Genomic DNA, 13,616 nt, shown 5'->3' with positions numbered 1-13,616 from the left:
GCTGTCCACTCCGGCCGGGGTCACGCCACCCGATGCCACCGCGTCCGCCGCGAATGCCGCCGATGTCACCGACGTGCTGCCCGCCCTGCACGCCGCCGATCTCGCCCAGGCGTATTCGGAGGCGGTCCAGGCCGTCCCCGCGGCCACCGCCGTCGAGCCGGCGGTCTCCCGCAGCCTGCCCCAGGTGATCGTGGGCCGCGCGCCGCGCGCCAATCGCGGCCCGTACATCATCGCCGCGGTGGCCGCCGCGATCGGTTTGCTCCTGGGTGGCGTGGGAGTCGCGACGGTTTTGCGCAATGACAGCAATTCGACGCCCGGCCCACCGCGCGGCGAGGTGCGGTCGGACCCCGCGGGTTCCGCGGGCGCGGCCCCGCCGCTGCTGCCGCCCACCGGTTCCGACAAGCCGACCGCCGCCGCGCCGGCGCCCTCCGATATCGCGGACGTGCCGGCCACCGTCGATGCGCCGACCACCACGCCGCCGCCTCCACCCCCGACGACCGAGGCGCCAACGACCACGCCGAGCCCGTCGCGCACCACGCCGCCGACCACGACACGCCCGTATCCGCCGATCTATCAGATCCCGCCGGTGCCGACCTTCGATCCGGGCGGCATCCCGAACCCGTGGGGTTTGACTCCGTACTGATTTCGTAGAGACCTTCGGTGCTTTGTGCCCTAAAGTGGTGCGCTGACCGACCTTCCGGAAGGTAACCGGATCATGGTCTCGGAATGCCGGTCAGCTGGTGCACTACGAAGGGACTCCATGCGCAAGTTCATGGCGCGCCGCGCCACGGTTCGAGCTGCCACCGTTGCCATTGCCTCGACCGTTCTCTTGGGTCCCTTGCTCAGCACCGCCTCCGCCGACCCAGCGTCGGTGGATCAGCTTGCCGCCGACAAACTTCCGGCCGAGCTGGTCACCGCCATTCAGCGCGATCTGAAGATGTCGCCCGCCGAATATCTGGATCGGGCCGAGAAGTCGCAGCAATTGCGGGGGTACGCAACGGAATTCCGGGCCCAGCGGCCCGACGATTTCGCGGGCGCGTGGATGGGCACCGACGGCAAGCCCGTCATGGCCGTCACCTCGCTCGACGCCGCCAAGATCGCCGCGGCGGACGGCTACCAGACCCGGTTGGCCCCGATCAGCGCTGACGGCCTGGAGAAGTCGGCCGATCAGCTCAACATGTGGATCACCAGCCTGCCGCGTGATCTCTCGGGCGCGATCAATTCGGTCGCCATCGACTTCCTCAACAGCCAGCTGGTGCTGAGTGTCGCGAATACGCCTGCCGGGCATTTGCTGAATCTGCCCACGCTGATCGCCAATATCAAGGTGATGCTGTCCCCCGATTCGGGCGGCCCGGTGGAACGTCGCCCGATGGGTGGCGACACCTACATCACGGCGCCGACCTCGCTCAGCGATTCGTCGCTGCACAGCGTGGATGTGTGCTCGTTCGGTTTCAACAGTGTGGATTCCGCCGGAAATGCCCTGAACATCAGTGCCGGGCACTGCAATCCGAATGTGGAGCAGGGCACCAGCGCGGATGTCTATCTTCCGAATGTGCGGAATCTGGCGGCCAGCCCGAAGGTCGGCAGCTTCGTCTCCTCGAACCTCGGCGGTCGCAGCGGGCTGGATTATTCGGTCATCAAGCTCAATGACGACGCGGTGCGGGCGGGCATGGATCAGCCGTCGGTGCGCGGCGCGAACGGCACCACGCTGACGATCACCGGTGTGGCCGACCCGATCACCGGCGCGCCGGTCTGCAAGTCGGGCCAATCCTCCACGTTCACTTGTGGTTTCGTGGTGGCCGACCGGGTCGAGACCCAGTTGTTCACCGCGGAGGGCCAGTCCAAGACGGTGCGCGGCTTCGCCTCCAGCGCCTGCACCCTGGGCGGTGACAGCGGCGGCGCGATCGTGACCGGCACGCTGGCGCTGGGCATCACCAGTGGTTCGAACGCGGCCGACGCGCCGAACTGCAACGAGGCCAATACGCAACTGGCGCAGTACGGTGGAACCGCGTCGCTGGGCATCCCGGTGCGCGCGATTCTCACCGAAATCGACGCCAATTCCGGCGGCGGTATCGGCAGTGGAATTCAGGTGCGGACCCAGTCCGGCGCCTGAGCGCGACAGCGATAACAGCGTGTCCGGATGTCACCGGAGAAAATCGGACATCCTTCTCATTGTGCTGTAATCCGGCACGCTGGCTGTTTGCCCCCCGAATACCGAAACGTCACCTCGCAATAAGTAGGCATAACGGGCCCGACACCATATAGTCGGGGCCATGCTCCTGCCACGTATGCGCTTCTCCATGCCATCTGCGGGCCGTCGACGCCCACAGACCCTTGTCCGCACAGCGGCGATCGCGGCCACCACGCTGCTCGTCGCCGGACCGTTGGCTGCGAGCGCACAGGCGGACCCCGCGCCCACCCCCGCGACCCCCGACCTGCCGGCCGCGCTGGTGGACGCCATCACCCGCGACCTCAAGATCTCCCCGCAGGACTACCTGCAGCGCGCCGATGTCGCGCAGAAGGTGGCCACCTTCGCCACCACCGCGCAGCGGCAGTTCCCGAACGTCTTCGGCGGCGCCTGGCTGGACGAGAACGGCAAGCCCGTCGTCGCGCTGGCCCCCGGTGACGGACTCGACCAGGCGCGCAAGGCCGTTCAGGACGCCGGCTTCACCGCCAAGGACGTCAGCAAGAGCGAGACCACGCTGCGCGGCGAGAAGAACGCCTTCCAGCAGTGGCTCAAGGATCAGCCCGAGTCCGTGTCGAAGGCCATCCGGGGCGTGGCCATCGACACCCTGAACAACAGCATCGCGGTGCGCGCCGACAAGCCCGGCCTGCCGCTGCCCGGCTTCGTGGACCCGGCCCGCGTCATCGTCATGACCGCGCCGCCGGTCGGCGGCGAGGGCCAGGACGTGCCGCAGGCCGCCGATATCGCCGGCGCCGGGCCGCGGGCCATGGCCGCCGGTGACGCCTACGCCTCGGTGGCGGGTCGCATGTCGCTGCGCTGCTCGCTGGGCTTCAACGGCACCGACGCCGGCGGCAACGTCGTGAACATCACCGCGGGCCACTGCAACCCGAACATCCCGGCCACCGGCGGCGCCAACTCGCCCGCCGTGTACGCGATGGCCGGCGAGAGCCGCGGGCCGCAGATCGGCGTGTTCCAGAAGTCGGTGCTGGGCAACGAGGACTACTCGATCATCAGCGTCAACGGTGACTACCAGGGCGCGCTCAACAACCCGCTGGTGAGCGTCCCGGGCAATGCCCCGATCTCGGTCACCGGCGTGGCCGTGCCGGTGGTCGGCGCGCCGGTCTGCAAGTCGGGTGCGCGCACCGGCTTCAGCTGTGGCGTGGTGAACGCCGTCGATCAGACCGTCCAGGTCGGCGACCGCATGCTCACCCAGTCGTTCTCGGCGAATATCTGCGCCCTGCCCGGTGATTCGGGCGGCCCGCTGGTGACCGGTACCCTGGCCCTGGGCATCTCCAGCGCCTCCTCGGTCGCCGACTATCCGATCTGCGAGATCCCGAACCTGATCGGTCTCATCACCGGCAACACCCCGCAGCTGTTCGCGCAGCCGGTGAGCACGGTGCTCTCCGACAATCCGGGTCTGCGGGTCGCCACCACGTAGTCGCCCGTTCTCAGCACCTTCGAAAAGGCCGGTAGCTCAACAGCTACCGGCCTTTTCGGCGTCCGGGCACCCTCCTACCCCGCAAGGGCAGTGATGGGGCAGCAGGGAGCCATGGGACGGGTGTGGTTCGGGCGTGGGCCGGACGGCACCGGCTCGGGCATGCTGGGGGCATGTGTTTGGTGTTGCTGGGCTGGCGCGCGGTGCCGGGGTACCGGTTGATCGTCGCCGCCAATCGGGACGAGTTCTTCACCCGCCCAACGCAATCGCTGCGACGCTGGGACGAGGTGCCCGGACTGCTGGCGGGCCGCGATCTGGGCGCGGCCGGACCGGTGCCCGGCACCTGGCTGGGCCTGCTGCCCGACCGGCATCGGTTCGCGACCGTCACCAATGTGCGCGGGGCGGGTGAGTTCCGCACCGACGCCCGCTCGCGCGGCGCGCTGCTGATGGATTTCCTGCGCGGCGACGCGGTTCCGGAGAAGTTCGTGCGCGGCGTGGCCGCGGCGGCCGACGACTACAACGGCTACAACCTGGTGACCTCGGACCTGGACACGCTGTGGTGGCACAGCAATCGAGGCGAGCGAACTCCCCGCGAACTTCCGCCCGGCTTCCACGGCCTGTCCAACAGCGCCCTCGCCGGTTCGCTCGAACCGGACGGCGGCGTCACCACCGGCACCCCGGAACCGGCCTGGCCCAAGGTCCGAGAGGGCGTGCGCGCCCTGCACGCGGTCGCCACGGCCGATCCCGAAAACATCGCGGGCTACCTGGCCGTACTCGCCGATCGCACGCGTGCCGCGGACGCCGAGCTCCCCGACACCGGCCTGGGCCGGGCGGGTGAACGGGCCGCCTCCTCGCGCTTCGTCTTCCACCCCGTGCACGGAACCCGCTGCAGCACGGTGCTACTGGTCCGCGAGGACGGTAGCTACACGATGACCGAACGGACCTTCGGGCGCTTCGCGCGTCGTCAAGGCACGGTCTCGTTCGAGGGCACCCTCGAATTGCCCTGAGGCCCAGGGCCGCCCGCACAGCCGAACGGCCCGTCTCCACGCGGGAAGACGGGCCGTTCGAACTACCGGGACCAGGTGTCCCGGCTACAGGGGACTACGCGCCCCAGGCGCTACAGCCGGCGCCGCCGCTGGACGCGGTGCAGAGTGCCCGGAGCAGGCTGAAGAGCAGCTTCTGAAGATCCATGAGATTCCTCGAGTTTTGATGGAGTGCGGGGCTAGTTGGCCCACTTGGTCGTGCCGGCCGCAGCCTGCAGGGTGTTCATCAGATCGATTCCCGCGGCAAGCAGGGTCGGGCCACCAGCGGCGATGGTGCCGAGGATGCCGCCGACACCGGCGCCGGCGACGAGGCCCGGCACGCAACCGACGGGAATGGTGGCCACGCAGCCGATCAGCGCGCCGAGGGCGGTGCCCACGAAGCTGCCGATACCGATGGCAAGGCTGAACTTGGTGGAGAAGTCGCCCATCGCCTTCTGGTTCTCGGCGTCCGAGGCGATGTCCTTCAGCTGAGGCTGACCCGCGATCGGCTGGGCCACGGCCGCAACCGGCTGGGTGTCGGGCTGGAAGTCCGCGGGCTTCTGCGGAACGACCTCGAGGACCTTGTTGTCGTCCTTGAGATCAGCCTTCACGGGAATATCAGTGCCCGAGATTTTGAAAGCCAGGGGGAAGGTCATCGTGGTCGCGCCCTGCGCGTCTTTGACATTCACCAAGGTCTGCTTGGGGTCCTCGGGCGTGGCGCCATCCTGCTGAGCCAGCTCGAAAGTGCCGTTCTTCAGCGTGGAAACGACGGCTTTGACACCATCCTGATCGACCAGTTTGGTCGAGTAGGAGATATCGGCCACCTTGGTGGGCTCGTCGGCATGGGCAGTAGACATCCCCACGGTCATTGCGCCGATGACCAGGGCAGCCGCCGCAGTGGTACTGCGAAGCTTCATTCGGTTGGTTTCCAATCCGTCATCAGGTAATCCGCTGCGCGCTCTCCGCCACGCGAGGCCCGGCTTCCCTCGGGCCATGCCTTCGCGCTAGGACGAGTCCTCCCCGAGCATGTGAAGATGCGCACAGCTGTCGGACAGCGTGAGCCTAGTCGATCAACTTACGATTTGCGAGATTCGTTTCTTTCTGCAGGACAGCGGCTTTCAAAGTAAGCCTGCCCTTGGTAACAGCAGCGTTTTGCCGGGATTTACGGTGTGGGAAACACTGGACGCTTAAGTTACCGGCGGGTAACTTACTGTCCATTAGGATACGAGCAACCCGAGGCGGGACCAGGCCGCCTCGTCACACGTTCGTAGAACCGTAAGAGAGGTCGCGACATGAATGCCCTGACAGTGACGCTGGGCACGATTGGGGCGGTGTTCACAGTCTTCTGTTGGGCATCGTTCATCGGAGGCGTGCGGAACATCGCCCGCACCGTCATGGTCGGGCAATCCGCGCCCGATCGCTGGCGGCCGTTCTTCCCCCGCTTCAAGACCATGTTCGTGGAGTTCCTAGCCCACACGCGGATGAACAAATTCCGCACGGTCGGCTGGGCGCACTGGCTGGTCATGATCGGCTTCCTCGCCGGGTTCATCCTCTGGTTCGAGGCTTACGGTCAGATCTTCGACCCCGAATTCCACTGGCCCATCATCGGTTCCTGGGGCATCTACCACCTGGTCGACGAACTCCTCGGCATCGGAACGGTGGTCGGCATCCTGGTGCTGATCGTGATCCGGCAGCTGAACCACCCGCGGGTGCCCGAGCGGCTGTCGCGTTTCAGCGGCTCGAAGTTCGCGCCCGCGTACGTGATCGAGTCCATCGTCCTGGTCGAGGGCCTGGGCATGATCTTCGTGAAGGCCGGCAAGATCGCCACCTATCACGAATCCCACACCTGGAGTGACTTCTTCACCGAGCAGGTGGCCAAGCTGCTGCCCGAGTCGATCGCCATGGTGTCGATCTTCGCGTTCATCAAGCTCTGCTCCGGCGCGCTGTTCCTGCTGCTGGTCGGTCGCAACACCACCTGGGGTGTGGCCTGGCACCGCTTCGCGGCGTTCCCCAATATCTACTTCAAGCGTGAGGACGACGGTTCGGTCGCCCTGGGCGCGCTGAAGCCGATGATGTCGAACGGCAAGGCCATCGACATGGAGACCGCGGATCCGGACAACGACACCTTCGGCGTCGGCAAGTTCGAGGACTTCTCCTGGAAGGACATCCTCGACGTCACCACCTGCACCGAATGCGGCCGCTGCCAGTCGCAGTGCCCGGCCTGGAACACGGGCAAGCCGCTGTCGCCCAAGCTGCTGATCATGTCGCTGCGCGACCACGGCTACGCCAAGGCCCCGTACCTGCTGGCCGGTGGCCGCAAGGATATGGGCGGCGACGAGATCGGCCTGGTCGACAAGGACGGCAAGCCGAACGAGCGTGCGCTGGCGAACATTTCGGAGGCCGCGCGCGCCGAGGCCGAGCGTCCGCTGGTGGGTGGCGAGGATGTCAACGGCATCATCGATCCCGAAGTTCTGTGGTCGTGCACGACGTGTGGTGCGTGTGTGGAGCAGTGCCCGGTCGATATCGAGCATGTCGATCACATCATCGATATGCGCCGCTACCAGGTGCTCATCGAGTCGGAGTTCCCTTCCGAGCTCGCTGGTCTGTTCAAGAACCTGGAGAACAAGGGCAACCCGTGGGGTCAGAACTCCAAGGACCGCCTCAACTGGATCTCCGAGGTCGACTTCGAGGTCCCCGTCTACGGCCGCGACGCCGACAGCTTCGACGGCTACGAGTACCTGTTCTGGGTCGGCTGCGCGGGCGCGTATGAAGACCGTGCCAAGAAGACCACCAAGGCCGTCGCCGAACTCCTCGCCACCGCGGGGGTGAAGTTCATGGTGCTGGGTCAGGAAGAGACCTGCACCGGTGACTCCGCGCGTCGTGCGGGCAACGAGTTCTTGTTCCAGCAGTTGGCGATGCAGAACATCGAGTTGTTGAACTCGGTGTTCGAGGGTGTCGAGCAGGCCAAGAAGAAGATCGTCGTCACCTGCGCGCACTGCTTCAACGCGTTGAACAACGAGTACCCGCAGGTCGGTGGCAGCTACGAGGTCGTACACCACACGCAGTTGCTGAATCGTCTGGTGCGGGCCAAGTCGTTGGTGCCGGTGTCGCCGGTCGCGCAGAACGTCACCTATCACGATCCGTGCTATCTGGGTCGGCACAACAAGATCTACAACGCGCCGCGTGAGTTGATGGAAGCCTCCGGTTCGACGCTGGTGGAGATGCCGCGTCATGGTGAACGGTCGATGTGCTGTGGCGCGGGTGGTGCGCGCATGTGGATGGAAGAGCAGCTCGGCAAGCGCATCAACGTCGACCGCGTCGACGAAGCCCTCGACACTCTCAAGGGTGGTAACGAGCCGTCGATGATCGCGACGGGTTGCCCGTTCTGCCGTGTGATGCTCACCGATGGTGTGACCGCGCGTAAGGATGGTGGCGAGGTCGGTCAGGGTGTCGAGGTCGTCGATGTCGCCCAGCTGATGCTGCAGTCGATCGACCGGGTGGATGCCGCCACTTTGACGGAGAACCTGAAGGTCGTTCAGACCCCGAAGGTCGAAGAGCCGGAACCGGTTTCCGAACCCGAGCCCGTCCAGGCCGAAGCCGCTGTGGCCGAGGCCGCGGTGGAAGCACCGAAGGCGGCTCCGGCCGGTGGCGGTCTGGGTATGAAGGGTGGCTTGAAGCCCCCCGGCGGTAAGGGTCTGGCCATGAAGGGCGGGCTGAAGGCTCCGGGCGCGAAGGCCGAGGCCGCTCCGGCAGCCGAGGCCGCTCCGGCCGAGGCCACCGAGGCTGCCGCTCCGGCTCCGGCCAAGGGCCTGGGCATGAAGGGTGGCGCGAAGGCACCGGGCGGCAAGGGTCTCCAGATGAAGGGCGGCCTCAAGGCCCCCGGCGCGAAGGCGGCCGAATCCGCTTCCGCCGCTGCGGCTCCCGCCGAAGCCGCTGCTCCCGCCGAGGCTGCCGCGACCGAGGCTGCCACTCCGGCAGCCAAGCCGGGCGGCCTGGCCATGAAGGGCGGCCTCAAGGCCCCCGGCGGCAAGGGCCTCCAGATGAAGGGCGCCGCCAAGGCTCCGGGCGCCAAGCCCGCCGCCGAGGCACCGGCGGACACCGCTCCGGTCGCGGAAACTGCTGCTCCCGCCGCCGAGGCTGCTCCGGCCGCCACCGAAACGGCTTCGGCCGCTTCGGCTCCGGCTGCCGCCGAGGCCAAGCCGTCCATCGCCCCCAAGGGTCTGGCCATGAAGTCGGGCCTCAAGCGCCCCGGCCCGAAGGCTCCGGGTGCCGCCGCACCCGCCGCCCCGGCCCCGGAAGCGCCTGCGACCGAGTCTGATTCGACCCCGGCCCCCGCCGCCGCGGCTCCGGCCGCCGAGCCCGCCGCCCCGGCCGAACCGGCCGCCGCGGAGAGCAACGGCACCACGCAAGCCAACGGTACGTCCGAGGGCAACGGCGCTGCCAAGCCCCCGGCCGCCAAGCCGGGCGGCCTCGGCTTCAAGTCGGGCATGAAGGCTCCGGGCAAGAAGAACTAGGACCGCGGCCCGAATTACCGGGCAGCCGAACCTGATACGCGGGCGGCGCTACCACCTCGGTAGCGCCGCCCGCGTCGTTTCCGCCACTGCGCGCAGCCGCTCACCTTGCTCCCGGCGCACCCCCGACCCCGTCATTCCGGCGTGCTTTTGGCCGGAATCCACACCGGCCGCGTTGGATCCCGGCCAAGAACACGCCGGGATGACGAGGGGTACGGCGGCCCGGGGAGGTCGTGCCGCCGGTGCTGAGCGCCAACGTTTGCGGGGTTCGTTCACGGGGCATTAATGCGTCAATGGCTAATCTCAGGCAACATGTCGGGCGGGAGTTCGCCATACTGCAAGGTATGACGGATGCGCGGGCGGTTCGGGTCGAGATCGGGGTGGAGTCTCTGGGTGGGGTCCGGATTGCCGAACAGGCGGGGGCCGCACGGGTGGAGTTGTGTTCGGGGTTGACGGTCGGGGGACTCACGCCCGGGCCCGCCTTGATCGAGGCGGCGGTGGAGGCGGCCGGGCATACGCAGGTGCATGTGCTGATCCGCCCGCGCCCCGGCGACTTCCGCTATTCGGCCGATGAGGTGGCCTTGATGCGCCGCGATGTCGAGCGGGTGCGGGCGGCGGGCGCGCACGGGGTGGTGATCGGCGTGCTCGACGAGGACGGTCATATCGATCCGGCCGCCAATACCGAGTTGCTGGCCGCCGCGGAGGACATGGAGGTCACCTTCCATCGCGCCTTCGACGTGTGCGCGGACCCGGCCATCGGTTTCGAGCAGTTGGTGGAGCTCGGTTTCACCCGGCTGCTCACCTCGGGCCGCCAGATGTCGGTGCTGGACGGGGCGTCGCTGATCGCGCGACTGGTGAATCTGGCCGACGGCCGCATCGACGTGATGGCCTGCGGCAGCCTACGCGCCGACAATGCCCGCCGGGTGATCGAACTGACCGGGACCCGGGATCTGCATGCGGCGGTGCGCATTCCGGTCCCGGGCCGGGCGCAGCCCGATTCCGAGGTGTCCTTCGCCGAATTCGGCGTGCCCGGCGGTTTCGACCATTTCGTCACCGACGCCGACGGCGTCTCGGCCCTGTGCGAGGCGGTGCGCGTCTCCCGCTGAGCTTGTCACCGGTGGGCCAGCGATCGGCGTGTCGCTGTCGTGTCGGAGCCAAAATTTGCTGTGCTGCCCACGATGTTTGCTGTGGCACAGGACAATTCGGTCAGCGCTGATAGGACGCTTGACCAAAGCGTTGCCGGGTCATATCTTTTTGAGCACGCTATTGCTACAAAGTGGTCTGGATCACATCTCAGATCCGTCACGGGGAAGCACGCCGGCCTCCGCTACCCCACTCTCACAAGGGGTTTCACGTGATTGGTAGAAGACTGTCCATGCTCGGGGCCGCCAGCATCGCACCGCTCGTCGTCGCGATACTGCCCGCCGCCATCGCCCACGCCCACGGCTATGTGTCGGCGCCGCTGAGCCGCCAGGCCCAGTGCGCCAAAGGGCTCCTATCCTGCGGCGACATCACCTACGAGCCGCAGAGCGTGGAAGCGCCCAAAGGCTCGAACAAATGCAGCGGCGGCAACACCCGCTTCCCGGAACTGGATGACGACAGCAAGCCCTGGCAGGTCCAATCCGTCGGCAGCACAGTCACTTTCACCTGGACGTTCACCGCGCTGCACCGCACCCTGAACTGGGAGTATTACATCGGCGGCACCCGAGTCGCGGTATTCGACGGCGGCAATAATCCGCCACCGGCCGACAGCGTCAGCCACACCGTGGATCTCGGTGCCTACACCGGTCGCCAGAAACTGCTGGCGGTCTGGAACATCGGCGACACCGCGAATGCCTTCTACTCCTGCATCGACGTGCAGATCGGCGGCGGTGGCGGAACACCCACCACCACAACGCCTCCGGTGAGAACGACCACCCCGGCTCCGACCACGACACCACCCGCCACGACGACGCCACCCACGACAACAACGCCGCCTATGACACCGACGCCGCCGACCACCACTCGCAGTCCGCAGCCCACCACCACCGCCGCCACTCCCGCCGCTGCCTGGAAAGTCGGCGCGCACTACAACATCGGCGACCTCGTCACCTACGACGGCATGCGCTATCGCTGCCTGCAAGCCCACACGGTGTACGACCCCGGCTGGAATCCGGAAGCCGCGCCAGCCCTGTGGCAGATGGTGGACTGATCCGAAGACCCCGTCATGAGCGGGTAGTCAGCCCGAGACCGCCGAATCGGGCCGGCCTCTCGTCGAGTGCACTGCCGCAACGGATTCCCCGCGCCTATCCGCCAAGCCGTGACCGATGACCACCCCCGCACCTGACGGAGAGGGGCGTGTTCCTCCGTGGGAACACGCCCCTCACATCAGCTTTCGCTCATCGGGAATGCCGCCCGCCGCGCGGCGGCTCCGGCGGCCACCCCTCATCCGACCCGGACCACCCCTGATCCGGCGACTCCGGCCAGCCCTGATCGGGCGACTCCGGCCAGCCCTGGCCCTGCGGTTCCGGCCGACTCGACGCCTGCGGTTCCGACCCGGACCACGGTTCATCGCGATTGAACCAGGAGGATGTCGTATGCCGCTGTTCTTGCGAGGCACCCGACACGTACCAGGACCGCTCGTCCGAGGCGGGCGCCTCCGGCTCCGGACTCGGCTGCACCACACTGGTTCTCGGAATGGTCGGCGGCTCACCGCTCCCGCCGCGCGGCCCTACCGGCTGCTCGCCGGTCCACGAATCCCGCACTTGCGCACCGGGTCTCGGGGCCGCTTGCTGTTCACCGCTGTAGGGCGCGCCCGGTCCGTCGCTCCGGCGCGCGTTCGGTTGCGCCCCGGCTTGATACTCGCCGGTGCGCGGACCACCTTCCGTTCCCCGCCGGGCGACCGGCTGAGATCCGGTGCGCGACACGGCCGATTGTTCCCCGGTACGCGGCCGACGGGCGGCCGGCTGGGCGCCGGTGCGTGGCCCGTTCGCACGACGCGCCGTGGTGCGCGCCCCGGCGCCACGTGCCCGACCCGCACCCGCCGCCGCCACAGCGGGTTTCGCGCCCAGCGGCCGGGCCAGCAGGACCGCGATGGCGGTGGTCAGCGGCACCGACAGCGCCAGCGCGATGCCGCCGACCGCGGCCCGCGCGATCTCGATGCCCACGGCGTCGCTGGTGAGCACATCGGTGATCGGCCGCCCGGCGACGCTGAACAACAGCAGCAGCGGCAGCGCGCCACCGGCGTAGGCGAGCACCAGGGTGTAGACCGTGCTGGCGATGTGATCGCGCCCGACCCGCATAGCGGCCGCGAAGATACTGCGGCGGTTGGCCTTTTCGTCGATCGCCGCCAATTCGAAGGCGGCCGACGCCTGGGTGATGGTGACATCGTTGAGCACACCCAGCGAGCCGATGATGAACCCGGCGAGCAGTAGCCCGGTAATGCTCACATGCTGAATGTAGGCCGCGACATTGGTGTTCTGTTCCTCGGACAATCCGGTCAGGCGGGTCGCCTTCAGCGCCGCCCACGACAGTCCCGCCGCCAGCGCCATCGAGGTCAGCGTGCCGAGCAGCGCCGAACTGGTGCGCAGGTTCACTCCGTGCGCCAAATACAGCACGGCATAAAGGATTACCGCACCCGCGACCAGCGCCACCGGTATCGCGGGTTCACCGTTCAGCATCGCCGGAAGCAGGAAGAAGACCAGCACGCCGAACGCGATGACGAGTCCGATCAGCGCCCGCAACCCCCGCCACCGCGCCACCGCGATGATGACGACCGCGAAAAGGACCACGATGATGATGAGCGGCATCCCGCGCGCGTAGTCGTTGAACGTATACGAAGTGACGAGTGGATTGTCCGCGCTCACCGGTTTCGTCGGATCCTTCGGAACCGATTGCGGCGCAATGCGAATCTTGTCGCCCACCTGCAAATGAGCCTGATCCGGCCCCGGCGAATTCACCAGCAACGCCCACTTGCCCTGATCGGGACCGGATTCGATGGACACCACACTGCGGGTGCATTGGTGTTGCGCCGCCGGCAACAGCTCCGGTTCCTGGTCGAGCACCTGACCGGCGGTACCGCTACCGCACGGCCCGAGATCCTGCTTGATCACGGTCGCGGCCTGCGTCGCCACCGCCCCGCCGCCCGCGCCCTGCATCGGCAACGGAATATCGACATGCTGCGAACTCGGCCATAACCAGATCAATCCGGCGACCACCGCGATCCCGATCACCGCCAACAGCCCGACCACAACACGTGCGGCATTCGTCCCGATAGCAATGGGCCCGGAGTGGTCGTGATGGTGGTGATGGTGATCGCTCACGCGCAGAGCCTAAAGGAAAACAATTCCCGACATGCTGAGAGGTTGTCCGCGCCATTGCGAATCGGAAGCCGGAAACAAAAAAAGCCCCAGTCGTTTTGTCAACGGACCAGAGCTTTGCGGGAGGGGCGGCGGAGAGCAGGGGGATGTCTCCGCCGCCCGGCA

The 13,616-nt window shown here is 67.5% G+C and carries 7 protein-coding genes and 2 pseudogenes; 7 read left to right on the top strand and 2 right to left on the bottom strand.

Going from position 1 to position 13,616, the window contains the following annotated elements; all coding sequences use genetic code 11:
- The 4 genes and pseudogenes from ACWELQ_RS04545 to ACWELQ_RS04530 all read left to right on the top strand — a co-directional run.
- A pseudogene (locus tag ACWELQ_RS04545) lies at positions 1-643 on the top strand (hypothetical protein); the annotation flags it as partial.
- 117 nt (positions 644-760) lie between these two features.
- Positions 761-2,113, top strand: coding sequence for a S1 family peptidase (locus tag ACWELQ_RS04540; RefSeq protein ID WP_452395635.1), 1,353 nt, complete (start codon positions 761-763; stop codon positions 2,111-2,113).
- 160 nt (positions 2,114-2,273) lie between these two features.
- Positions 2,274-3,623 (top strand): S1 family peptidase, encoded by a 1,350-nt coding sequence (locus ACWELQ_RS04535; protein ID WP_452395634.1) that lies wholly within the window; start codon positions 2,274-2,276, stop codon positions 3,621-3,623.
- A gap of 170 nt (positions 3,624-3,793) precedes the next feature.
- Positions 3,794-4,627, top strand: a complete 834-nt coding sequence (locus ACWELQ_RS04530) for an NRDE family protein (RefSeq protein ID WP_452395633.1) — start codon at positions 3,794-3,796, stop codon at positions 4,625-4,627.
- A 215-nt stretch (positions 4,628-4,842) separates the two neighbouring features.
- On the opposite strand, the gene ACWELQ_RS04525 is transcribed toward ACWELQ_RS04530, so the two are convergent.
- Positions 4,843-5,559 (bottom strand): hypothetical protein, encoded by a 717-nt coding sequence (locus tag ACWELQ_RS04525; RefSeq protein WP_452395632.1) that lies wholly within the window; start codon positions 5,557-5,559, stop codon positions 4,843-4,845.
- 375 nt (positions 5,560-5,934) lie between these two features.
- Here ACWELQ_RS04525 and ACWELQ_RS04520 point away from each other — a divergent pair, with 375 nt between their 5' ends.
- The 3 genes from ACWELQ_RS04520 to ACWELQ_RS04510 all read left to right on the top strand — a co-directional run bounded on the left by ACWELQ_RS04520 (position 5,935) and on the right by ACWELQ_RS04510 (position 11,344).
- Positions 5,935-9,156 carry a (Fe-S)-binding protein gene (locus ACWELQ_RS04520; RefSeq protein ID WP_452395631.1) on the top strand — a complete coding sequence of 1,074 codons (3,222 nt, stop codon included), beginning with the start codon at positions 5,935-5,937 and terminating at the stop codon, positions 9,154-9,156.
- A gap of 341 nt (positions 9,157-9,497) precedes the next feature.
- Positions 9,498-10,259: a copper homeostasis protein CutC gene (locus ACWELQ_RS04515; RefSeq protein ID WP_452395630.1), complete on the top strand. Its 762-nt coding sequence runs from the start codon at positions 9,498-9,500 to the stop codon at positions 10,257-10,259.
- A 248-nt stretch (positions 10,260-10,507) separates the two neighbouring features.
- On the top strand, positions 10,508-11,344 hold the full coding sequence (locus tag ACWELQ_RS04510) for a lytic polysaccharide monooxygenase (protein WP_452395629.1): 837 nt from the start codon (positions 10,508-10,510) through the stop codon (positions 11,342-11,344).
- Between the two features lie 808 nt (positions 11,345-12,152).
- On the opposite strand, the pseudogene ACWELQ_RS04505 reads toward ACWELQ_RS04510, so the two are convergent.
- Positions 12,153-13,454, bottom strand: a pseudogene (locus tag ACWELQ_RS04505) (YibE/F family protein); the annotation flags it as partial.
- Positions 13,455-13,616 lie beyond the last annotated feature (162 nt).

This window comes from Nocardia sp. NPDC004722 (genome assembly GCF_053601505.1).
The sequence above is the reverse complement of the archived record's forward strand: the minus strand, read 5'-3'. Positions and strand labels throughout refer to the sequence as shown.